Genomic DNA, 21,917 nt, shown 5'->3' with positions numbered 1-21,917 from the left:
ACTTAGATAAATTGCTGTTTATATGCAATATAAATGCGTGCCATATCTAACAATTTATTCTTGAATTCTTGTTCTGACAGCTCCCTATGATTGTTTCAGCCTGATCAAGATGCGTTGCTATTTACTTGCTTGTTGCTGTCGAAATATTATTCAAAATAGCGGTAGAAAACTTAGATAAATTTACGTTTATTTGTACATATAAGCATCATATAGCAAGTAAAATTTATAATCGGACTTTATAGTGAAAAGGTCCGGAAACAACCTTCAGTTCGCTTTCATAGCTGTTGATGTCTGCGAAATCATGAAGGTTTTGTTTGATTATTAGCGATAAAAAATATGTCCAAAATACCTGATTTTCTGAAAAAAGGCGATAAAGTCGCTATCGTTTGTCCTGCAAGTTTTATCCGCGGCTCCATTGATATAGGTATAAAAACATTGGAAAGCTGGGGCTTGGAGGTTGTGGTGGGGAAGACAGTCGAGACATCGTTCCATCAATTTGCCGGAGATGATGATTTGCGCGCGGCTGATCTGCAATGGGCACTGGACGATCCGTCGATTAAAGCTGTATTTGCAGCACGTGGAGGTTATGGCTGTGTTCGTATTGTTGATGAAATCGATTTTTCAAATTTTGAACGTCATCCCAAATGGCTGGTTGGATTTAGCGATATTACCGTCTTGCATAGCCATATCCAGCGCAATTATAAAGTTGCGACCATACATGGACAGATGCCCAAGTCTTTCGAAACCGGGACCAAAGCATCTTTAGAAACCTTACAAAATGCATTGTTCGGCCATCCTATGGACTTTGCCTACGAGCAAACCTTATTTCCCAATCGTGCAGGCGAGGGAGAAGGAAAACTGGTGGGCGGAAATCTGGCGATCTTACTGTCTGTGCTTGCATCCGATTCGGATGTCAATTACAAGAATAAAATATTATTTATTGAAGATGTCGGTGAAGCTTATTATTCCATAGACAGAATGCTTTGGGCATTGAAACGTGCTGGAAAACTCAAAAAATTAAATGGTCTGATTGTCGGTGGTTTTTCTGCCATGAAAGACAACGATCCAACTTTTGGGCAAAGTGTAGAGGAAATCGTCTGGGATAAAGTCAAAGAGTACGATTTCCCTGTAGCATTTGCTTACCCTGCAGGGCATATTGATGACAATCATGCTCTTGTATTGGGGCGAAAGGTCGCGCTGAAAACTACAGAGAATTCTGTTCAGTTAACTTATTTGTAAGAGGCGCTGAACAGAATTCTGCCCGATTATATATCTTGATTAACCTGAGTGTACCGGAATGACCATCATGGCAGCCTGGCTTTTCCAGGCCATCTTTTGTGCTATACTCGTATTGAATATCCGACTTAATAAGCCCTTGTCGCGGTGAAAAGTGACCATCATGTCGATATGATTTTCGTTGATGTATTGGTTGATCCCCGATGCAATGTCTGCATTGAGTATATAGCTATACAAGGGATGATAGGGGGCCAGTAGATCCTGCATAATGGTTATCTCGGCTTCTACCGCTTTATTTGTAGGATCTTCCTTGGTCACATGGACGACATAGACCTCACTTTTGCGCAATACTTCGGATGCATTAACCAAAAGGCGGTTTAATTTTAGTTTTATTTCCTTGAGATTGGTTGCGATCAACATCTTTTTGGGTACTCTGAACGCTGCCCGGGCAGGGACCACCAGTAAGGGGGTGTGACAATTTTCGATCAGCTTGAGGGTATTGCTGCCAAGAAGCAGTTTCTTGATTCCGCTTTTACCTGCAGTGCCGACGATCACAAGGTCAATGTCTTCTTCCGCACAGGTGCGGTTTACGCCGTAGCTCAGTTCATATTCTTCGAGTACTGATTTCCAAGCGATGCCCTCGGGGAAAAGCAACATCAGCTCCTGCTGCCAGGTATTCAGATCTTTTTGCTTTTCTTCCAGTATTTCTGAGTTGCTGATGACAACAGGTTCAGTGCCCACAGTAGGAATTACTTCATAGGTATGGTATAGGACAACCTTCTCAATACCCCAGAGTGGAGCTAATTGTGCAGCATATCGAGCTGCAGCGTAGGCGTTGTCCGAAAAGTCTGTTAGCAAGAGTAGGTTTTTCATCCTTATTCGTTATTTGTTTATCCATAATCCGCGGCTAGGTATTGTACAAGCCTTCGACGGTATTTGTGTGCTTTTCCATCGCATTATAATCGGGTCTATAGCCATTAAATTACACATTAAGTATCATAAATCCAATAGTTTTATGAATATAACAGATCCTATGGGGTGCTCAAATTAAATAATTTCATTAATTTAGGGAGATTGGTAATTTAAGTTTTAATAATTTAACCGTTTTTTATGGCAATTTGGAATTCATTGGGTAAATATAGAGATACAGGATTGTTGATCTTACGTATTGGACTGGGGGTGATGATGATCATGCACGGTCTGCCCAAATTACAGGGCGGCCCTGAACTATGGGCTGGTGTAGGTAAATCAATGGGAAATATCGGTATTCATTTTATGCCTACTTTTTGGGGATTTATGGCTGCTGCTACCGAAACTGTTGGCGGTCTATTTTTATTGCTGGGCCTTTTTTTCAGGCCAGCGGCATTGTTACTTGCCTTTACGATGGTCATTGCCGGATTAATGCACCTTTCCAAAGGGGATGGTATCTCCGGCGCATCCCATGCAATTGAACTATGTTTTGTGTTTTTAGGCCTTATCCTGATCGGACCTGGTAAACATTCCGTTGATAAGAAATAAGAAGCTTCCCTGTGGAAGAACTATCGGACAAAAGCCGCAATTTATGATAGATTGCGGCTTTGCTATTTTCTCCTATGACCTCTCCATGGGGATAACAAGCAAGTTCGCGGCACCATTCCAGGCTATTTTTTTCGATATGCTGGCTTTAAATAGACTCGCCAGTAGTCCTTGCTTTTTATGGAAGGAAAGGATGAGATCGATATGTTTCTCTTTGGCATATTCGGCTATACCTTCTGTAATATCATCATGGCTGATATAGTCGTAAATAGGATGATATTTGTCTAAGCGCTCGTGCAGGTGCTTTAGTTCCTGTGCCAGGTCTGCAGCCGAGCCTTCTTTTTTAGCGACATTCAAAACATACAATTGCGCCTGGAAGGTATCCAGAACCTGATCCAGGTTGAATAAATCCAATTTTCGGTCCACCTCTTTCAGATCGGTTGTCGCCAATACATTTTTGGGAACAGCAGGATTAACCTTGTGCGAAACAATAAGCATCGGCTTATTGCAGATATCCATCAATGTAATGGCATTACTTCCTACCAGGATCTTCGCAAAGCCTGTTTGTCCTGTAATACCCAGTGCGACAAGGTCAATATTGTGCGATTTGCACATGTCACTGACTCCCATGGGTAAATCAATATCTTCCATCTGATGGGATAGTTCCACTTGTGGTGGAAACAACAATCTAATTTGGTCAAACCACTGAGTCAATTCCTTCTCTTTGGTCTCTTTGACCTCATCATTGACAATAACAATCGGCTCGTTATTGACAATGGTAACGCTATTGTACGTATGGTAGACAATAACTTTTTCAGTCTTCCAGGCCTCTGTACAAAGGGCAACTTGTTTTGCTGCAAGAAGAGCATTGTCTGAAAAGTCGGTTAACAGGAGAATACGTTTCATGATGTTCTTTTTTATATGTTTAATTTCTAGTACCTGCTGCGCTGTTGTCCAAAATGAATATGATCTATATGAACAATGGAGATCTCGCGCAATGGAGTATATGATTAAAACAATTAATGTAGTGATAAGTTACAAAGAAAACGTGAATTTAACGTTAAACCCCTTCCATTGTGATGAGAATCATAAAAAAAGGCAACCGTCATGACGGTTGCCTTTTCTTAGCTTAATGATCACTTCTGCTACTCATGAAATTATAACGGTTTTTTAGTTCCAAAGTTGATGATATAGTCAGTCATCACCTTGGCACTTTCGTCTTTCACAAAATCCAGGTCAATTTTAGGTTGGGATTTTCCTTCTTCCCAAGCCGGTTTGCCCTGTAATTTCAATAAAGCGTTGATGCGGTCTCTGTTTTTCTTGAGGTTGTCATCTTTCTCTTTCTTGAACTTGTTCAGCTCCAATGGAATTTTAACATCCTCATCTTTTTGAGCTTCTTCAATATCTTCTTTCAGATATTTATATTCCAATGAGTTTTTGATGCGTGCCTCATGCATTGTTTCTAATTTTTTGTCAACAGCACTTAAATCAGCTACTTTCTTGAAGTTGCTCGATTGGATTTGATCCCAAGGGAGCGCTGATTTTTCTGAGCTCTCGCCAAATTTCTCTGCAGAGAATTGAGACGGGAATACGATATCAGGAGTAACGCCTTTATGTTGTGTGCTGCTGCCATTTACACGGTAGAATTTACCCAATGTGATATTGATCTGTCCATATTGAGGAGCACCTTCCGGGGTATCAGGATCTTTTTCTCCAGATGCCTTTAATAGTAGGCGACTGGTCGGGCTGATAACACGTGACATATCGATTGCCGATTGCACGGTTCCTTTACCATAACTTTGAGAGCCTAATATAATTCCTCTGCCATAATCCTGGATAGCACCGGCAAAGATTTCAGAAGCCGAAGCCGAGAAACGGTTGATCATAATACCTAATGGACCATCCCAAGATACACCGGCATTTTTATCTTCCTCCACATCGATATTATTTTTTGTATCCCTTACTTGTACAACTGGACCTCTGTCAATAAATAGACCTGTTAAATCAATTGCCTCAGGTAATGATCCGCCGCCATTGAAGCGTAGATCGATGACCACAGCATCGACTTTTTCTTGCTTCAAGGTGTCTAGGATTAACCTGACGTCTCTCGTTGTGCTCTTATAGTTTGGATCGCGTCTTCTGTAAGCGTCAAAATCCATGTAGAATTTAGGAATGTTGATGATACCTACCTTATACATTTTTCCGTCTGCACCTTTCACGTTCATGATCTCTTTCTTCGCAGACTCTTCTTCAACGACGATTTTCTCACGTACTAAAGAGACAATGCGTGGATGAGAGTTCATTGGCTGACCCGCAGGTATAATTTTTAGGCGAACAATTGTTCCTTTTGGCCCTTTGATTTTTGCTACAGCAGCATCGAGTCTCCAGCCAATAATGTCTTCAAATTCACCATCTTTTCCTTGGGCAACCGCAATGATCTTGTCATTGACATGAATGCTCTTGTCTTTGAATATTGGTCCGCCCGGGATAATTTCGAAGATGCTTACGGCCTCGTTATCGACGACAAGCCTTGCTCCGATTCCTTCAAAGGTATTGGCCATTCCTTCATTGAATGCCTGTGCAAAGGATGGATTAAAATAAGACGTATGCGGGTCAACAGCATCTGTCAATGCTTGCATCACCACCTGAAAGGCATCGTTTGCATTTGTTTTCTTCGCCTGTGAGATCAAATTGACATAGCGTTTCTTTAGTGTTTCCACCTGTTTGGTCTTCGCACTATCAGTAGACTTGCCACTTGCAGTTTCTAAGTTAAGCAGATCGTATTTTACGCGTTTGCGCCATTGGTCGTTGGCCTCATCTGCCGTTTTGAACCAGCCTAATTTTTCACGATTAGGTTGGTAATACTCATCCTTTGTATAATCTTGTTTCTTGTCGATTTCTGAAAGCGCATATTGCATTCTGTCCAGGTATCTCTTCGAATAGACATTGAAAATATGGAATGCCGCAGAAAGATCGCCATTTTTGATATCCTGTGCAAGATTGCTTCTGTACGCTTGAAATTCATCAATATCCGATTGAAGCAAGTAATTTTTTCCCTGATCCAGACTTTTGATTAGATTATCGTATATAATGCCCGATATCGAATCATTCATTTTGACCTTTTTGTAGCTCGCATTTTCCAATAATCCAGAGACTTCCTTAGCGATGATCTGATGTTGTGTACTTGGTTTAAGTCCTCCATCTTCAGGCAGCGCTACCCGTGGTTTTGAACCACAAGAAACAATGGATACAACAAAAAGTGCAAATATGAGTTTCCTAAACATATTTTCGACGGTTTTAATAATCATTCTTTTTAAAAAATATTCAGCTCTTATTGATAAGCGTGCTAAATTTAGTGAAATTCGTAGCACAATATCGCAGAATCTAAAAATTTATTTGATTTATCCTTTAATATTTACAAAAAGCTTAAAATCGCTTTGTGAACTGCTCTTTCAACAGACCAATGGAAGAGGCAGATTGTTTTAACTGTTTCAATTGTACAGTTCATTTTTCAACTGTGTATAGGCTTTATAGGTCTGATCTGCCGAAGGGTAGTCTTTTAAAACAAGGTATACTTCACCAAGTTTGTCCAGTATAGCGAGTGACAATTGTTTATTATTCTCATCTGAAGCCAATTCTGCCGCCTGTACAAACTCTTTGATCGCCACTTTGTAATTACCATCCTTCTGTTTCGATGAGGCCAGCAAGTATTCGATTTCAGCAAGCTCGCTACTTAATTTTTTTGCATTGGCCAAGTCGCGCGCCTGAAGCAGAAACCACTGGGCCTCGGTAAATTTATTCTGTTTAAAATAAATTTCAGCGAGCATTTCCCAGGCAAAGATTTTCCCTTCATAGGCTTTAGCCTTATTGAATAGCGGGATTGCGCTGCGGATAATATTATTTTCGGCAGTTTTATAATTTCCCTGGCCCGCCCGGGCCATGGCAATTAAAAGCCAGGCATTGGCCTGCTCCGCATAGCTTTTGCTCGTCATCGCATAGGTATGATAATTTTGTGCGCTCTCCTCGGCGCGAACAAAGTCACCGCTATATAGCTGAAAATTGCTGATGTTCATATTTATGGTAGCGATATCATCCCTATTGTCGGTACGATTTGCCAGGGAAAGTGCCTGATATAGAAATTTTGATGCATTGCTGCTATCGTTATTTTTAATGGAAAATAAGGCCGCTTCATTCGACAGGGCATAGCCCGCAATCCAATTTTGCGCTTTTTTCTGGCCTTCAATTGCATCGTTCCAGCCATTCGCTGTTGATGGCAATGGATTCATTAAATATTGAAAATGTCCCAGGTTATTGGTGCTTCGTAGTTGCAATAGTAGTCGCTGGAGCAGGAGCCGCCTTGCAATTTCTTTGCTAAATGGTTTCTTGTCCGCATAATTCTCTACCAATATTTCATTGGCGGTTTTCGGTGGCGGTAAAAAATAGACCTCGGGACCAATCCCCTTAAATGAAGCATCGTATTTTTTTATTGCGCCTGTATAATCCTTGTCTGCGCTTTGCGCCATTACCTGACTAGGTATATTCATGGACCAGGCCAGGATGGTAAATATAGAGATCCAGTATTTTGTCATTCTCATAAAAGATTACGTTATAATTAACGTTTACATAAATTTAGCTAAATGGCATATTCGAACAATCTACTGCTTACTTCGATAAAATTGCGCGCTCGATGATGTTCTGCCAAAAGCAATTTACATATATCATAGAGCAAATATGCCGAAAAATTGTGTGAAAAAATGTTAAAGTAATATCGATACGCGAATAATGAGGGCTGAAACTGAACTGGTGAAAGCTTGAGGCTTATCGCTTTGTGAAAATTTAATGGAGGAAATTTGCTGAATAAAGCTAAAATATTTAGCTGTTGTGCTGTTTTAATGTTTAACTTTGTGTTATGGCAACACGAATTCCATTGGCAGAACGACTTAGACCGCGGCAATTGAGCGATTATGTGGGACAACAGCATATTGTTGGGCCAGACGCGGTACTCTATCATGCCATCCAGCAAAAGAATATCCCTTCCATGATTCTATGGGGGCCTCCAGGGGTCGGGAAAACAAGTTTAGCTTTGTTAATCGCCCGAGAACTCGATCGGCCTTTTTTTTCATTAAGTGCAATTCAAGCGGGAGTGAAAGATATTCGTGAAGTTATCGAAAAGGCCGAGCGGCTGATGAACTTTAATCAGGACCAGCCCATTTTATTTATTGATGAGATTCACCGCTTTTCCAAGTCACAGCAAGATTCCCTTTTGGGGGCCGTTGAGCGTGGTCTGGTGACACTTATTGGTGCTACGACAGAAAACCCGTCTTTCGAGGTCATTTCTGCCTTGCTCTCGCGTTGTCAGGTGTATGTATTGGAGCATCTTTCGGAAGAAGATCTTATTGGTTTGATTCAAAAAGCATTACATGAGGATGAATATCTACAGAAACAGGCTATTGTAGTAGAAGAATATGAGGCCTTACTGCGGCTTTCTGGTGGCGATGCACGTAAATTGTTGAATGTACTGGAGCTGGTTGTCAATGCCTCAATATTGCACAAAGAGCCAATTACCAATGCCTTTGTCCTGAAACAGGTGCAGCAAAATATGGCCATTTATGACAAGGCGGGCGAGCAGCATTACGATATCATATCGGCTTTTATCAAATCGATCCGTGGGTCTGATCCGAATGCAGCGGTGTATTGGCTTGCACGGATGATTGAAGGCGGGGAGGATCCGTCGTTTATTGCCCGCAGATTGTTGATTTTGGCTTCTGAAGACATTGGCAATGCCAATCCCAATGCCTTACTGTTGGCCAACAACTGTTTTCAGGCAGTTAATGTGATTGGATGGCCCGAATCACGTATTATTCTCTCGCAGACAGTGATCTATTTGGCTACCTCGGTCAAAAGCAATGCTTCCTACGAGGCAATCAATAAGGCACAGGCCTTGGTGAAACAAACAGGAGATCTATCCGTTCCCTTGCATATCCGTAATGCCCCGACCAAGCTGATGAAGGACTTAAATTATGGCGCCGAATACAATTATGCACATGCCTATCCCGGGAACTTTGTGATCCAGGAATTTCTTCCCAAGGAAATTAGCGGTGTCAAATTGTACGAGCCTGGGCAAAATTCGCAGGAGGAAAAATTGAGGCAAAGCCTACGGGACAAATGGAAGGAGAAATATAAATATTAATTTGGGTATAGCAAAAGGCGAGCCTTACAGCTCGCCCAGTGCAGATATGAACAACGAAGTTTTAGATCTCTGTAGGAGAATTGTTTTTTAGGGCGAATGCTCTTTTGGGCGGAGATGGCTTACTATTTCCAATAGCCTCTGTATCTATGCGATCTTTAGCATCTCCCCGCGTTACTTTTTTATTTTTTTCACTTTCCTTTTTAGCAGCATGTAGCATTTTTTTAAAGATTAGCAGTCCGATTATACCCAAGGATAACCAGAGCAGGTCTACCAATAAAATGTCTTTTGCGCCTGAGCGGTAAGTTACCCATATCCAGTTCCCCGTTTTTATTCCATTCACCATAGGGACCGCTAAAGACAATATAGAACCGATCAGGAGTGTTTCTAAGTTTGTTTTCCCTATGTTACGTCGGAGAATGTAAAAAACACCCAATACTAACCAGCTATAAAAATACACGTGAAATATAAAAGGCTGATCCACTTTTGGAGCCAACTTGACCGCAATAAAGGTCATTGCAGTGACTGGGAACATCGTCAGGCAGCTCGCCATAAATACATTGGCTGCCCAAAAGTTGAAGATGCGTTTACGTTTGGGAATATTATTCTTGTCACGTGCGACCAGCCAGATTAGAATACCTGAAATGATGACAAAACAGCCCATGATACCCAAAACAAAGTAAATGATTTTGACGGGGTAGCCTCCAAAATCTGCTAAATGCAGGCGGTAAATGAATCCCTTCATATAATCTAGATAGGACCCGTTTTCTGCTGCGGGTTTTTCAAAAAGGATCTTATCATCGGCTACGCGATAGATCAGTCTTCCCGAACCAGCGAAATTTTTATCAATATCAGCATCATATAAGGCAACGACATGCATGCTTTTGTCGCCGTAGTTTTTGATAAAGATGCGGTTCATATGGCTATTTGGCCATTTTTTCTCAACTTTATCTAAAAAATCTCCCATGTTGAAAGCTGTGGTGAGCGGTTGATACAAATAAGTATATTTTGTATTGTCGTTGTAACCGAGCGCAGCATAAACCTCATCCTCCTTACCATCGTATAGGTATTTGCTAAAGGGGATAATCAGTACCGAGTTCACAATCAGCACGATCCCCGTCAGCGCATACATAAACTGGTAAGGGAATCCGATCACACCCAGGGCTGTGTGCATGTCCGTCCATACCGTTTTCCATTTATTTCCGGGCCTAAATACAAAGAAGTTTGATTTGATTTTGTCCCAGTGAAGCATTAGACCTGAGATCAATGCGAATAGGAAGATAAAGGATACTAGTCCAGCCAGGGTATAACCAAAAGGGCGTCCGATATTTATTCCGATCTGGTTGAGCGGAGCCAGGAAATGTAGACGGTAGAGAAACTCTCCCATGGTATAGCCATCACTATAGTCCGAAGGCTTTTTTGTTGCCAGATCATAAGTGAAATACATGGAGTCCTCTGCACCACGGCGCCCACGGCCTCTTTTTTTCTTTTTCCCTTCCTCTACGTTCGCTTTTCTATTCTTTTTTTCCTCGAGTTCTTTTTTTGCTGCCAATGCTTTGGCTTTGTTGGCAACGAGCGTATCTTGTGATGTACCTATATTGACATAGCTAGCATGGCCATTATGTTGCATATAGAACGCAATATCCCGGCCTTTGAGTTCTTTGATCTGTCCAATGGAGTCCAATAGGTGGTCAAAAACGATATTTCGGTAGGTTCCACCTTTGTCGGATTCATTTTTTTGCCAGGCATTAATTTCGTTTTTAAAAAATGAAAATGATCCAGCAAAGAAAATCACATACAAGATTGCACAGATGATTATTCCTGAGATTGTATGCGTATTGAAATAGATATTATAACGTCTTAGATTCATAATGTAGGTGATTATAGGTAGATAAATATGCTATAGAATATAGCAATAAGAAGCAGGTATATGCCCCATATTATCCAACCGTTTCGTGAAAGAAAGGCAACAAGCAATAACACACCCCAAGCGATAAAACCTGTAACATAGGCCGTAATTAAAATGTCTGTTTTATCAAATACTTTTGTTAGGCAAAGATGGAGATATAACATCACGAAATAACCACCAAAGAATCCGGCGGTCAATTTGAGGAAACGTTGGAATGGGCTGCTCAGATATTTTTTATTGGCCGGCATGTTTTAAAAGATAAAAAATTCAAAAAGAAGAGCGATTAGAAGGACAGCTGTCAGTTGTTTCCACTGAAAATATCGATAGGGCCATAAAAGTACAACTAGGCTGAAGAATCCCATGGTATAAGCGCCAAAGGCCAGTGTTCCTGAGAGTATGCCCTGTAGATAGATAGTTAGTATCCATGCCAGTCCGAGAAGGACAATGGCTAATATTCTTGAGCGGTTTTTATCTTTTGCAAGATTCAACAAGAGGTTGGGGCCTTGTGTTATTTTGACCTTTTCGGAGGAACAGTACCAGAAAAAGCTACCGGTGAAAATAAGCAGCAATAAAAATGTGTACATAGTTTATGATTTGTTAGCAGTAAAAACCATTGTGTTTATTTAGATTGATTTTAAACAGTGCAAATATATTAAATATATTTGTTTCCACAATCCTATAAGTAAGTTTGTGCTTTTCAGAATTAACCGGCAATTATTCCGTCACAAAGTTCATTATTAATATGTTTTGATATATACAAGAGAAGTATTTAATAATAAATATTATTTGTAATTAATCTAAATAAATTTATATTTGTCCCGCTTATGAAACTTGACACTTTATATGATTTCGAGAAAAGCACATTATGGAATAAGAATTCTGCTCATTGATACTAAAAAATTATTACCAAACTAATATGTTAAAGTCTACCTACTTTTTTTTTATATCGTTATTTATACTGACGACCTCTGCGCATGCTCAGACCACCATTACAGGATATGTTAAAGATCTGTTTGGAAAAGGGATTGAAAGTGCTACTGTCAGTATTACTGGTACTGATAGCAGGACCTCTACAGATGTGGATGGATTTTACAAATTACGCGTGGATTCCAAGCCCCCATATAAGTTAGAAGTAACTTCTGTGGGTTACATCACACAAAATATCCTTTTAAAAGGCAATGAAATTTATAAAGACTTTCAGCTTAAAAAAGATGAACACGTTCTTGAGTTGGTCAATGTGAGAGGGCAGACAGACAACCAACGTCGTGTCGGAGAGATAAAAAGATCGGGATTCAATGTCAGTGTAATTGATATGAACCGATACGCTAATCAAACGGCTACAGTCAATCAGATTCTTCGGACTGCTCCTGGGGTAACCATTCGCGAAGATGGTGGACTGGGGTCCAATTTTGTATTCCGTATCAACGGATTGGCCGCGAAAATATACATAGACGGCGTTCCGATGGATGATTTTGGGCCTGCCATGTCGTTGAATAATATACCGGTCAATCTAGTCGACCGGATCGAAATCTACAAAGGAGTCGTTCCAGCATTTTTGGGTTCGGATGCTCTTGGTGGTGCCGTCAATATTATTACAAAACAAAGGAATAGACACTTTCTGGATTTGAGTTATAGTTATGGATCCTTTAATACACATCAAGCATCCTTGGTGGGGATGTATACAAATCCTAAAAATAAGCTCTCAGTACGCACAAATGCATTTTATAACTATTCAGACAATAGTTATAAAATGTATACGGAGGAAAAATACGGAGTAATATTGGAAAAAGTTGTCAACAACAAATTCGTGCCTATTGATGAAGCAAAGCGATTCAACGACCGTTATTATTCGGCGATGGGGCAAATTGAGGTGGGGCTTCGCGATAAGAGTTGGGCGGACCAATTTTTCATTGGCTTAACCTATGCCGCAAATAACAAACAAAATCAGCTTGGAGCGACAATAAACACGGTATATGGTGGCAACTGGCGAGAATCGGCCTATATTATGCCCACCATTAGCTATAAAAAACAGAATTTCCTCGTTGAGCGCCTCTATGCCGATATTTATGCAAACTATGGTTATGATGTGTCCCACGTCAGAGATACGGCGAAATATAACTATGAATGGACCGGTAAACCGATAACTAATTCAATAGGACAAGCTTTACGCAATGAGGTTCATACGAAATATAATACTGCTAGTATACTTGCCAGGGCTAATTTTAATTACGACTTTGATGAAAGTCGCAATAACAGCTTAAACTTAAACTATAATTTAAGTACCAATGACCGCCAATCCTATGACAAAGTATTAAATAATAATACCTCAGGATTACCCAATAATCTAGTTAAACATATAGTTGGTTTGGCATGGCAAAATCAATGGCTAGAGAAACGTTTAGTAAACAATATTGCCATCAAATACTACGGGTTGGATACTTATCAAGAAATTGATCAACGGCTATTCGGCGATAATAATGAGGTTGTAGGCGGCGCCATTATTGGCCAATCAAGATATCTTGGATTTACAGGATATAGCTTTGCTTCACGTTACCGTATCTTTAAGGATGGAGGAGTCAAGTTATCGGCAGAACGCGCGTATAATATGCCATCAATGGATGCAATATATGGCGATGGACAAAATTACCTTTCCAATTGGGATATCAAACCCGAACGCAGTGACAACGTAAATACAGGTTTTTATTATAACACCTTTTTTAATGAAAATCATTTTATCAATTTTGATATTTCTGGGTTCTACCGCTTAGCAAAAGATTATCTTAATATTCGTGTTGTAGTCGACAATGAGCGAGATAAATTTCAATATTATAATATTCCGGGAGTCAAATTGTATGGTGGAAGTTTTGAGTTTCGCTACGGCTATAAGGATGTTATTACTGCTGCATTAAATGGTAGTTATGATAAGGCTATTGACAATCAAAAGTTCACTGATGATACAAATCAACAGGTTAGCTTAACATATGGTTATCAGATTCCAAATCGACCTTGGGTATATGGCAACTTGGATCTGGGGTTTGCGCAAAACAATTGGTTCAGCAAAGGTAGCCGTACACAGATAAACTGGACAACGCAGTATACCAAATGGTTTTATTTAAGCGATAGTCATCTTGGCTCTTTGGCTTCTAAAAGCTATATTCCGACCCAGCTCGTCCATTCTTTGCTCTTAAGTTACTCTTGGAATCACAACCGGTATAATATCTCTGGAGAAGCCCGAAATATTTTTGATGAGCGCGCCTATGATAACTTTCGTCTTCAAAAACCCGGACGGGCATTTTATGTAAAATTTAGAGTTTCCTTACTATAGTTAATCAAAAAACATCAATAATCATGAAAAAAAATAGACTATTTGGCTATTGTGCATTAGCCGCACTGTTGATATCTTCTTGTAAAGATAGCCCGAATGTTCCTGACGCGACGGAGCCTGTTGAATCAAAATACTCAGTTTGGGTTGCAACAGCAAATGGATCATATCTATTGACGACAGATCAGATCATGAAGGATACCCTGTTATCACCGGCAAATAATAAGGGGACAGATATTACTGCATTTTTACCTCAAGCCCGTTATGCAGGTTATGCTTATGTCTTTAATGGTAATTATTACCTTTCTAATGATGGTACACGTTTCAGCAAGCATCAATTGACAGATGCCGGCGAGTTTAAAGAAGTTGATAACTATGCATTCCCGGGATACTTCTATCTTGGGAAGGTCGCTAGTCAGTTCAGTACAACAGACGAAATCGTATTTACATCAACAGGTGCCAGTGATGCAAACTTGGAGAAAAAAGTATTTGAAAAAGACATTTACTTTATGAATACGAAGGATATGACGCTAAATAAAACTTTAAAAGCACAGATCCCGACTTTGGATTATACCGTTTATAAGGCTGACGGCACTGTCGATCCGACTATCCTTAACGTGACTAGTATGCGTGTGGGGGGAGGAAAAGCCTATTTTGGCTTTTATTATTACACTTTCGATTATAAGCCTGTCAACACAAAAGCTTATGCTTATATCTGTGATTATCCAAGTATGGCGAATGGTCATATTATGAGTGACGACCGTGCGAGCTATGTTGCTGGTCACTGGCAGAGAGAAAACTATTCTTTCCTCGATGACAACAACAATCTTTATTTGCTGACACGAGGTAAAACAGATGGTACCTATGCTATATTGCGTGTAAACAATGGTCAAACCGAATTTGACAAAAGCTATTTATATGATCTTAAAGACTATGCTGTAAAAGGAGGGGATTTGGCTTGGTTAGGTGATGGAAAAGCTTACATCAGACCATATGTTATTGACGTTGCCAATAAAAGAATTGTCGCAAATTTATCAGATATGACTGGTGGTGACCCTACGACAACTATCAACTTGATTGAGGACGGTAAGCTTTATACAGCAGTGAAAACGCCTGAAGCAAAGTGGTTTATCTATGCTTATGATATCAGTAAAAATACCGTTATTAAAGGTGCTGAAATAGACCCGGGAGTTACGCAGGTCTATCATATCAATAAATTGAAATAAATTGCTATTAATTATTTGTTGAAGAATAAAGCAATGACACAAATCTGTTAAAAACCCAGGAAAGGTAAAATTTTAAACATTTTTTATCTTTTTAAAACTTTATCTATGATGAGTTGTTATTATAACGTTTTTCAATAGGTAGTAAACACGCTGGCACTCCCCAAGGCTAGCGTGTTTTTTTTTGCAGATCTGTAACGGATCTTATCCCTATTCATACCTTTTAATGAATAGTCATCATATCGATAATATATTTTCTTAACCAAATTTCGTGTGTTACTGTTTCTTTATTGATTAATCCGTTTTTTTTATTGGTTGGTCTTTTTAATATACTTTTAAGTTGTCATTTAATTTTACGAAAAAAAATGAAATTTATCTTTGTTTTTTTTCAATGATAAATTATCTTTGTTTAGAATTATTATAAATAAAAATAATATATGAAAAGATTAACTATTATTAGCTTAGTATTGCTTTTATTTTCAAGCTCATGTAAGAAATCGTTTACTTCCGAAGATCAGACAGTTACCCAGGAAAGCGCAGACGATATGACTTATGTTTCTAAAGTTTTCGCCAGGGCTTTAGAAGACAAAGAAATCAGGGATTTCATTAAAGAGGAGGCGTTAAAAAAATTTAACAATGACTATGATGTACTTTACCAGTTTGTTAAAGACAATCAACTCAACAATGGTGAAACATTTGCTTCGGCGCTGGAGAAATATTCTGATAATCCTATTTTATTTAGAGAATTGTTGGAAACTCTACCATTGCTAACGATTTATGTGCCTGAATTGGAAAAATTCAGTGCAGAGAATTGGAACACTATCGATGATATACCGCTGGTGGCGGTAAGAAATTTAGATGATAAGAAAGCAGGAAAATCATTATTTGCGTACAATGCTGATGGGACCTCTAAGGCATTGTCTTACTATAAAATTCCTGATATTCCCGTCGTTGTAGTGAAATCTAACGAAAGAGTTATTGTTAGTAATGAAGAACCCGCCAGAACTGCAAAACTTGGAACAACCGATAATAAGGGCGCGCTAGTTTATACAAAAAAGGGTGGGATTTACTTTATAGATAACAATTTCGATAATTTACAAAGTTCAGAAAGCTCAAGTAAGCAAAAACTTGCTGGAAATAGAGCGAGTTTAAAGGCAAGTACCTCCACCTATGGATATCCAGCAGCAAATGGTAAGCATCAGATGTTTTTTAATTTTCTTGGAGACCCTTCACTAAATTCAAATTTTGCAAATTACGTGGAAAGCCCTAAGGTCTTCCTTGCAGCATACAAAGAATATCAAAGGGATTTTATATATTATAATATCAATAATTTAACTGATACAGGACGCTTTGACAATTCATATGTCGAAAGTATTCACTCTATTTCTGTTAATCAAAGCGCGTCAGAAGGATACATAGTGGATGATTTACGAGATTGGACTGATGGGATTTTGGAAATTAAAGTCCATGTGAGTTTTTTAAATAGAACTGGAGGCTTTGAATCTCTATATAAGATATTTTCTGTCAGTGCAACTGAATTATTTAAAAAGGAACAAAATGTGAATAAACCAAGAGTGTACTATTTGCCAGAGCCATTAAAACTTGTTGGCTGGAATGTGTATGAACTGGGGGATAAATGGCATTTTTTTGTTGAGGAAATCGATCCGGGATCTGAATTCACGAAAACTGTTTCAGCAAGTTCAACCTTCACTAACTCTTGGGAATTTGAAGGATCGGGTGGGATCAATATAGGAATAGTAAAGCTAGGTGCATCTGTTAAAGGTCAAGGCTCGTCGAGCACGACCAATTCTGAAACTATTGTTTACAAAACTACAGGGGGGTCGGATGATCTGGGAACGGGTATTTTGGAGTATACTGATAAGATAAGCTTAGGTTATAAATTTGATGTAAGTCCCTGGCATGAAGCACATGATATTTATACAATTAATACAGGTATGGTAGAATTAGGTATAGTACCTGTTCCCAAATATTAATTATTTTATTTAGCAAAATCGCGAAAAAGATAATGCAAATTCAGGCACGCTGGCACTCCCCAAGGCTAGCGTGTTTTTTTTTATTGTGGATCGGAGTAAATTATTTATGTTTGTTTTACAAATGTTTCAACTATGAACTTAGCGCCATTAAAACAAACAGGACGTCTGGCTATCCTAGCACTAACTGGACTTTCTGTCTTCTCCTGTAAAAAGGATACTCCTCAACCAGAGCCCGAACCCGAACCGGTCGAGCGTACCGAAGCGCAGCTGATCAAGGATGATATCTATAAGTATTACAAACTATATTCACTCTGGGACAAATCCATTCCTGATTATACGAGCGATCCTTCACAATTTACGGATAAATATGGTTCGGCAGATTTGGTGCTCGATGCACTGAAGAAAATGACACCGGCACATGCTGCCTATCCGAGTGGTGTATTTGACAGGTTTTCGTACATGCTTGGTTTAGATGGCTATAATACAGGAACCGCTGCATCTAGCAGACTCAAGATGGATACCAATGATGGATATGGTATCTATGTTCAATTGGGTACCGAAGATGAAAAAACGGCATATCCCATTATCTATTTTGTGGAGGGGGGATCCCCAGCCCAAAAGGCAGGTTTCAAACGGTCTGATTTTATTACGGCTGTCAACGGTGATTCCGATTACTCGATCGCTGTCACCTGCACGGCTACCGGCTGTACCATTAATGATGCTAGTGCGCGGGACAAGATGATGAACAAACTGAATGCGGCACTGGATGCAGGTACGCTTAAGCTACAAGTGAAACATCAAGACGGAACAACAACGATCAAAGATCTAACTTATGCGAACGGCTATACCATTGATCCTATCTATAAAGATTCTGTCTATACGTATAACGGAACTAATGTAGGATACCTTGCCTTATCTTCCTTTGAAGAAATTGAGAACAATAATGTCAATCAACAGAAAGTAGATGCAGCTTTTGATAAGTTCCAGGCTCAGCAGATTAAAAGTTTAATTATTGATTTGCGCTACAATGGTGGGGGTTATGTGGATGCTTCCGCCTATGTTGCCGATAAGATCGGAGGAGCAATTACGAAAGGAAAGCTGATGCTTAAATACGAGGTGAATGACTATATCAAGGCTACACCGAGTATCAATAAGATGTTTCAGGATACAAAATTTGAGGGCAAGAGCAATTTGAACCTGAGTAAAGTCTATTTCTTAGTGAGCGACCGCACGGCATCGGCTGCTGAAATGCTGATCAATGTACTTAAACCTTATCTGCAGGTACAGATTATAGCCTCTGGCACGCGTACATATGGCAAACCAGTAGGTTTCTTTGAGCAGGTTGTCCAGAATAAAGTGTCTTTTTGGCCAGTATCCTTTCTGTTGAAAAATTCGGCAGATTTTTCGGACTATTGGGATGGTTTTGTACCCGATAAAAGCAATATAACAGATTATGTATTTGTCGACGTAGGCGATAAGAAAGAGACGATGTTGGCCACAGCATTGAATGAGGCAGCACCGGGCATTACAACCAAAGCTTCTATCAATGCCGTCAGCCGAAAGGGCTATCGCACGCTTAACCAAGGCGAGGTCAATATACGGCCAGATCGTGGTATGATCAAGAAGCGCTAATCTAGATATCAATCAAAAGATAGTTATAAAAAATCCCTCCTATGTCGACGAGACTTTGAGGGATTTTTTTGTGCTGTCCAAATCTGATTGTTCTTATTCGTTCGGAAATAAAGCCGAATGGCATAGTTCTGCCGCAGCAGCATCGGGTAAGCATTTTAAATAACCGACAGGAACCTGAGCGATGATCTTTTCCAGGATGGTATTCATCGTTGAGAACAACTCCTTGTTCCACCGTATGGAGGTACAGCTAGGCAATACCGCGATAAAACCTTTAAGGCCAGTCTGCCACTCAAACTCATTTATGGGAGCCTGTTGTAGGCGAACAAAGCCTTGCAATGGTAGCTGTTCGTTTTTATAACATGGCGTTTTGCCGCTCCAAGGTGTTCCATAAATTAACACCCCTTTATCGGTTATACGAATGGCGGGATTATCGTCGTTAAGTAAGACTGTATTTGGAATATGTTTTAACCAGAGGCGGCTATGTGTGCTTTTACCGGTACCACTCTTGCCCAAAAAAGCGACCCCTCTACCGGCATGGTTTGCCACAGAAGCATGGATCATAATGGTTTGGTGCAGTAGGCTGGCCTGCCCAAAGATCATCATCGCCATCCAGGTAATGACACCTGTCTGTTCATCCGCTGTGCTTTCAGGAACATAGAGTAGCGAATGTTCAAAGTTTCGGTCACTTTGCAGATACCAGGCGGCATTGCCCTGCTCGTTGATAATTGTGGTGATAAAAGTATCCTCTTTTTCATAAAAGCGAAACCGGTCTCCCCATGCAATAGATTCGTCTGTGCGAAGTATACCTTTATCCTCAGGTATCGGTGCTTTCGCTAAACTGACTGTGATGCTAATGTCTGTTTTGTCTGCGGAGTCTAGCCATTGGAAGTCCCGGAATGAAGGCAGAAGCTGTGCCAGGGGATAGTCTTCGGGATGATTAAATTCCAATACCAATTCCGCGATGCGGTAGCGTGTCTGGGATAATTCGGATGATTTCGTCAAATTCATGTCTAAATAATTATTTCGGGAGCTCGCTATGCCCGATTTGTCTTTTAAAAATTCGTTAGAAAAACCTGCTTATTCTATTTGCCCGTTATTTCTTTTTATTTCCGTCCTGCTGTTGGCGACTATTTTCGGCGCTCCATTGGGACAATACTCCACTCGATTGGTTGCTATCCTTTTTAGTTGCCCGAACAAATTTTAGTCCAGATAGATACGTTGCTGGCATTTTTCGGCCAGGTTCAGGTCATGCGTTACAAACAAACAGATTTTGTGCTTTCCATGTGTTAAAAGCCGCTGTATTAAGGTATCTGAGGTGGTCTTATCCAATGCAGAAGTCACCTCATCAAAGAGCCAGATATCGCCGTCGTGCATGAGTGCGCGAGCGATAGCAACCCGCTGCGCCTGCCCTTCCGATAAGCCTATGCCAGATTCACCAACGACTGTATCGATTCCATCGGGCAGATCAAATACAAATTCTGCACAAGCCAGCCAAAGCGCTTTTTGCATGTCCATTGACCCTTCTTCTTTGACATGAAGGAGCAGATTTTCACGAATGGTACCACTGAAAAGCGAATTTCCCTGCGGAATATACGCGAGGTTGATCCGATGGCTGGCGGTTAGTGGCCTTGCGCCATCCTTGTCTATAAGTGAGATTTCTCCCTTTTCGGCTTTAAGCAGTGCCAGTAGCAAACGTATCAATGTTGTTTTCCCTTTCCCACTTGGTCCGATAATAGCGGTTGGCTCACCTGCTTTTAAGGAAAGGTTCAAATTTTGTAAAACCCACTTATCTTCGTAACGGAAGGAAAGGTCGCTGATCCGGAGCTCCTGTGTCTCGTGGAGGCGTTGCGGTGTCACCTGAGGTTCGATCTCGCCGGCCTGTAGTTCCAGTAGACGGTCGGCAGAGACGCGGAACCGGACAAAGCCCGGAATATAGGCAATCAATGCGAGAATGGGCGATTGTATTCGTGCAACTAATTGCAGGAAAGCGGTCATTGTACCAAATGAAATCTGGCCAGACTGCAGTCTGTAAATCCCCCAGATAAAGGCAACCAAATAACCCGCGTTCATGGCTACTTTCATTGCCCCCTGCGTATAGGTTGAAAAGTTGAGCTGCCGTATTTTCAACAAAAATAATTGGTGCTGGCTCGCCAAGAGTTTCTCCCTTCTTTTCGGGAAGATGCCCATTGCCCGAATGAGCAGACGAAAACGCAGGTTTTCCTGCAGCACCTTTGAAAAGTTGCTTTCCTCCTCCTTGACTTCCCTGCTGAGCTTGCGCATTTTGCGGAAGTATAATTTTGAAAATACAAATAAGGGGGATATGGCCAGGATCATCAGCGCCAGCATCGGATCCATATACCATAGAAAACCGACTGATGCCAATAGCTGGATCGTGGTCAATAGAAAAGACAAGAATGTATTGGCGATGGTATTGGCGACTTCTTCACAGTCCGTTTGGATGCGGATCTGAATATCGCCTGTATGCCAATTTTTGATTAATTTCCATACCGAGAGCATTTGGGCATCGAGCATCGTTCGCTGCAATTGAAGTGTGAGCATCAGTTTGATCTGCTCCATCATGCGACCCGAATATCCCTTGATACCGACATTTAACGCAATACTTCCAACGATGCCAATAAGCAGCCATTTTAGCGGCAGATCTCCCTGGGAAGTGGCGGTATCAACAGCCTTTTTGGATAAAAATACAAAGGCGAGGGAAAGCCCGATGCAGATCAGTTCCAGGATGAAATAAAGGAACAACTTGCCTCGGTATCCCTGGCTGATCGACCAAGCCCAGCGTAGATGTTGCTTCAGGCTATTGTTGTTCATTTCATACAATCAATTTGTTGATTATTTGCCATATGGAATATCCAGATGCTCTTCATTTAATGTCTCGGTT

General features: G+C 40.4%; 16 protein-coding genes. 7 read left to right on the top strand and 9 right to left on the bottom strand.

Annotation, left to right across the window (positions count from 1 at the left end):
- Positions 1-336 precede the first annotated feature (336 nt).
- Positions 337-1,239 carry a S66 peptidase family protein gene (locus tag B3C94_RS03685; protein WP_293899212.1) on the top strand — a complete coding sequence of 301 codons (903 nt, stop codon included), beginning with the start codon at positions 337-339 and terminating at the stop codon, positions 1,237-1,239.
- A 39-nt stretch (positions 1,240-1,278) separates the two neighbouring features.
- On the opposite strand, the gene B3C94_RS03680 is transcribed toward B3C94_RS03685, so the two are convergent.
- Positions 1,279-2,109 (bottom strand): universal stress protein, encoded by an 831-nt coding sequence (locus B3C94_RS03680; RefSeq protein ID WP_293899209.1) that lies wholly within the window; start codon positions 2,107-2,109, stop codon positions 1,279-1,281.
- 237 nt (positions 2,110-2,346) lie between these two features.
- Between B3C94_RS03680 and B3C94_RS03675 the strand changes: the two genes are divergently transcribed.
- A complete protein-coding gene (locus B3C94_RS03675) occupies positions 2,347-2,754 on the top strand; it encodes a DoxX family protein (RefSeq protein ID WP_286894816.1) in 408 nt (135 codons plus the stop codon).
- Between the two features lie 72 nt (positions 2,755-2,826).
- Here B3C94_RS03675 and B3C94_RS03670 read toward each other — a convergent pair whose 3' ends face one another.
- The 3 genes from B3C94_RS03670 to B3C94_RS03660 all read right to left on the bottom strand — a co-directional run bounded on the left by B3C94_RS03670 (position 2,827) and on the right by B3C94_RS03660 (position 7,346).
- Positions 2,827-3,657, bottom strand: coding sequence for a universal stress protein (locus B3C94_RS03670; RefSeq protein ID WP_293899204.1), 831 nt, complete (start codon positions 3,655-3,657; stop codon positions 2,827-2,829).
- 251 nt (positions 3,658-3,908) lie between these two features.
- Positions 3,909-6,035 carry a carboxy terminal-processing peptidase gene (locus tag B3C94_RS03665; protein WP_293899202.1) on the bottom strand — a complete coding sequence of 709 codons (2,127 nt, stop codon included), beginning with the start codon at positions 6,033-6,035 and terminating at the stop codon, positions 3,909-3,911.
- A 207-nt stretch (positions 6,036-6,242) separates the two neighbouring features.
- Positions 6,243-7,346 carry a tetratricopeptide repeat protein gene (locus B3C94_RS03660; protein WP_293899200.1) on the bottom strand — a complete coding sequence of 368 codons (1,104 nt, stop codon included), beginning with the start codon at positions 7,344-7,346 and terminating at the stop codon, positions 6,243-6,245.
- Positions 7,347-7,660: 314 nt separating this feature from the next.
- Here B3C94_RS03660 and B3C94_RS03655 point away from each other — a divergent pair, with 314 nt between their 5' ends.
- Positions 7,661-8,941 (top strand): replication-associated recombination protein A, encoded by a 1,281-nt coding sequence (locus tag B3C94_RS03655; protein WP_293899197.1) that lies wholly within the window; start codon positions 7,661-7,663, stop codon positions 8,939-8,941.
- A gap of 61 nt (positions 8,942-9,002) precedes the next feature.
- Here the strand turns inward: B3C94_RS03655 and B3C94_RS03650 are convergent, their stop codons facing one another.
- Genes B3C94_RS03650 through B3C94_RS03640 form a run of 3 tightly spaced genes read right to left on the bottom strand, consistent with a single transcriptional unit; the run spans position 9,003 to position 11,431 of the window.
- Positions 9,003-10,808, bottom strand: a complete 1,806-nt coding sequence (locus tag B3C94_RS03650; RefSeq protein WP_293899194.1) for a PepSY-associated TM helix domain-containing protein — start codon at positions 10,806-10,808, stop codon at positions 9,003-9,005.
- Positions 10,809-10,819: 11 nt separating this feature from the next.
- Positions 10,820-11,095, bottom strand: a complete 276-nt coding sequence (locus B3C94_RS03645) for a hypothetical protein (protein WP_293899191.1) — start codon at positions 11,093-11,095, stop codon at positions 10,820-10,822.
- Positions 11,096-11,098: 3 nt separating this feature from the next.
- Positions 11,099-11,431 carry a hypothetical protein gene (locus tag B3C94_RS03640; protein WP_293899189.1) on the bottom strand — a complete coding sequence of 111 codons (333 nt, stop codon included), beginning with the start codon at positions 11,429-11,431 and terminating at the stop codon, positions 11,099-11,101.
- 332 nt (positions 11,432-11,763) lie between these two features.
- Here B3C94_RS03640 and B3C94_RS03635 point away from each other — a divergent pair, with 332 nt between their 5' ends.
- The 4 genes from B3C94_RS03635 (at position 11,764) to B3C94_RS03620 (ending at position 19,018) form a co-directional block, all read left to right on the top strand.
- Positions 11,764-14,172, top strand: coding sequence for a TonB-dependent receptor (locus B3C94_RS03635; protein WP_293899186.1), 2,409 nt, complete (start codon positions 11,764-11,766; stop codon positions 14,170-14,172).
- A 23-nt stretch (positions 14,173-14,195) separates the two neighbouring features.
- Entirely contained in the window at positions 14,196-15,395 is a 1,200-nt protein-coding gene (locus B3C94_RS03630; RefSeq protein WP_293899183.1) for a hypothetical protein, read from the top strand.
- 434 nt (positions 15,396-15,829) lie between these two features.
- Positions 15,830-17,386 carry a hypothetical protein gene (locus B3C94_RS03625; protein WP_293899180.1) on the top strand — a complete coding sequence of 519 codons (1,557 nt, stop codon included), beginning with the start codon at positions 15,830-15,832 and terminating at the stop codon, positions 17,384-17,386.
- A gap of 132 nt (positions 17,387-17,518) precedes the next feature.
- Positions 17,519-19,018: a S41 family peptidase gene (locus B3C94_RS03620; RefSeq protein WP_293899177.1), complete on the top strand. Its 1,500-nt coding sequence runs from the start codon at positions 17,519-17,521 to the stop codon at positions 19,016-19,018.
- A gap of 93 nt (positions 19,019-19,111) precedes the next feature.
- Here B3C94_RS03620 and B3C94_RS03615 read toward each other — a convergent pair whose 3' ends face one another.
- Together B3C94_RS03615 and B3C94_RS03610 are read right to left on the bottom strand one after the other, a co-directional pair.
- On the bottom strand, positions 19,112-20,026 hold the full coding sequence (locus B3C94_RS03615; protein WP_293899174.1) for a hypothetical protein: 915 nt from the start codon (positions 20,024-20,026) through the stop codon (positions 19,112-19,114).
- 192 nt (positions 20,027-20,218) lie between these two features.
- Positions 20,219-21,847, bottom strand: a complete 1,629-nt coding sequence (locus B3C94_RS03610; protein ID WP_293899171.1) for an ABC transporter ATP-binding protein — start codon at positions 21,845-21,847, stop codon at positions 20,219-20,221.
- Positions 21,848-21,917 lie beyond the last annotated feature (70 nt).

The organism is Sphingobacterium sp. UBA5670 (assembly GCF_002420705.1).
GTDB lineage: Bacteria > Bacteroidota > Bacteroidia > Sphingobacteriales > Sphingobacteriaceae > Sphingobacterium.
This window is presented reverse-complemented; position numbering and strand designations above follow the sequence as displayed.

What these genes read in the sequence shown, in the direction of transcription:
- B3C94_RS03685 (WP_293899212.1), top strand. Translation starts at nt 337, where the DNA reads ATGTCCAAAATACCTGATTTTCTGAAAAAAGGCGATAAAGTCGCTATC.
- B3C94_RS03680 (WP_293899209.1), bottom strand. Translation starts at nt 2,109, where the DNA reads ATGAAAAACCTACTCTTGCTAACAGACTTTTCGGACAACGCCTACGCT.
- B3C94_RS03675 (WP_286894816.1), top strand. Translation starts at nt 2,347, where the DNA reads ATGGCAATTTGGAATTCATTGGGTAAATATAGAGATACAGGATTGTTG.
- B3C94_RS03670 (WP_293899204.1), bottom strand. Translation starts at nt 3,657, where the DNA reads ATGAAACGTATTCTCCTGTTAACCGACTTTTCAGACAATGCTCTTCTT.
- B3C94_RS03665 (WP_293899202.1), bottom strand. Translation starts at nt 6,035, where the DNA reads ATGTTTAGGAAACTCATATTTGCACTTTTTGTTGTATCCATTGTTTCT.
- B3C94_RS03660 (WP_293899200.1), bottom strand. Translation starts at nt 7,346, where the DNA reads ATGAGAATGACAAAATACTGGATCTCTATATTTACCATCCTGGCCTGG.
- B3C94_RS03655 (WP_293899197.1), top strand. Translation starts at nt 7,661, where the DNA reads ATGGCAACACGAATTCCATTGGCAGAACGACTTAGACCGCGGCAATTG.
- B3C94_RS03650 (WP_293899194.1), bottom strand. Translation starts at nt 10,808, where the DNA reads ATGAATCTAAGACGTTATAATATCTATTTCAATACGCATACAATCTCA.
- B3C94_RS03645 (WP_293899191.1), bottom strand. Translation starts at nt 11,095, where the DNA reads ATGCCGGCCAATAAAAAATATCTGAGCAGCCCATTCCAACGTTTCCTC.
- B3C94_RS03640 (WP_293899189.1), bottom strand. Translation starts at nt 11,431, where the DNA reads ATGTACACATTTTTATTGCTGCTTATTTTCACCGGTAGCTTTTTCTGG.
- B3C94_RS03635 (WP_293899186.1), top strand. Translation starts at nt 11,764, where the DNA reads ATGTTAAAGTCTACCTACTTTTTTTTTATATCGTTATTTATACTGACG.
- B3C94_RS03630 (WP_293899183.1), top strand. Translation starts at nt 14,196, where the DNA reads ATGAAAAAAAATAGACTATTTGGCTATTGTGCATTAGCCGCACTGTTG.
- B3C94_RS03625 (WP_293899180.1), top strand. Translation starts at nt 15,830, where the DNA reads ATGAAAAGATTAACTATTATTAGCTTAGTATTGCTTTTATTTTCAAGC.
- B3C94_RS03620 (WP_293899177.1), top strand. Translation starts at nt 17,519, where the DNA reads ATGAACTTAGCGCCATTAAAACAAACAGGACGTCTGGCTATCCTAGCA.
- B3C94_RS03615 (WP_293899174.1), bottom strand. Translation starts at nt 20,026, where the DNA reads ATGAATTTGACGAAATCATCCGAATTATCCCAGACACGCTACCGCATC.
- B3C94_RS03610 (WP_293899171.1), bottom strand. Translation starts at nt 21,847, where the DNA reads ATGAACAACAATAGCCTGAAGCAACATCTACGCTGGGCTTGGTCGATC.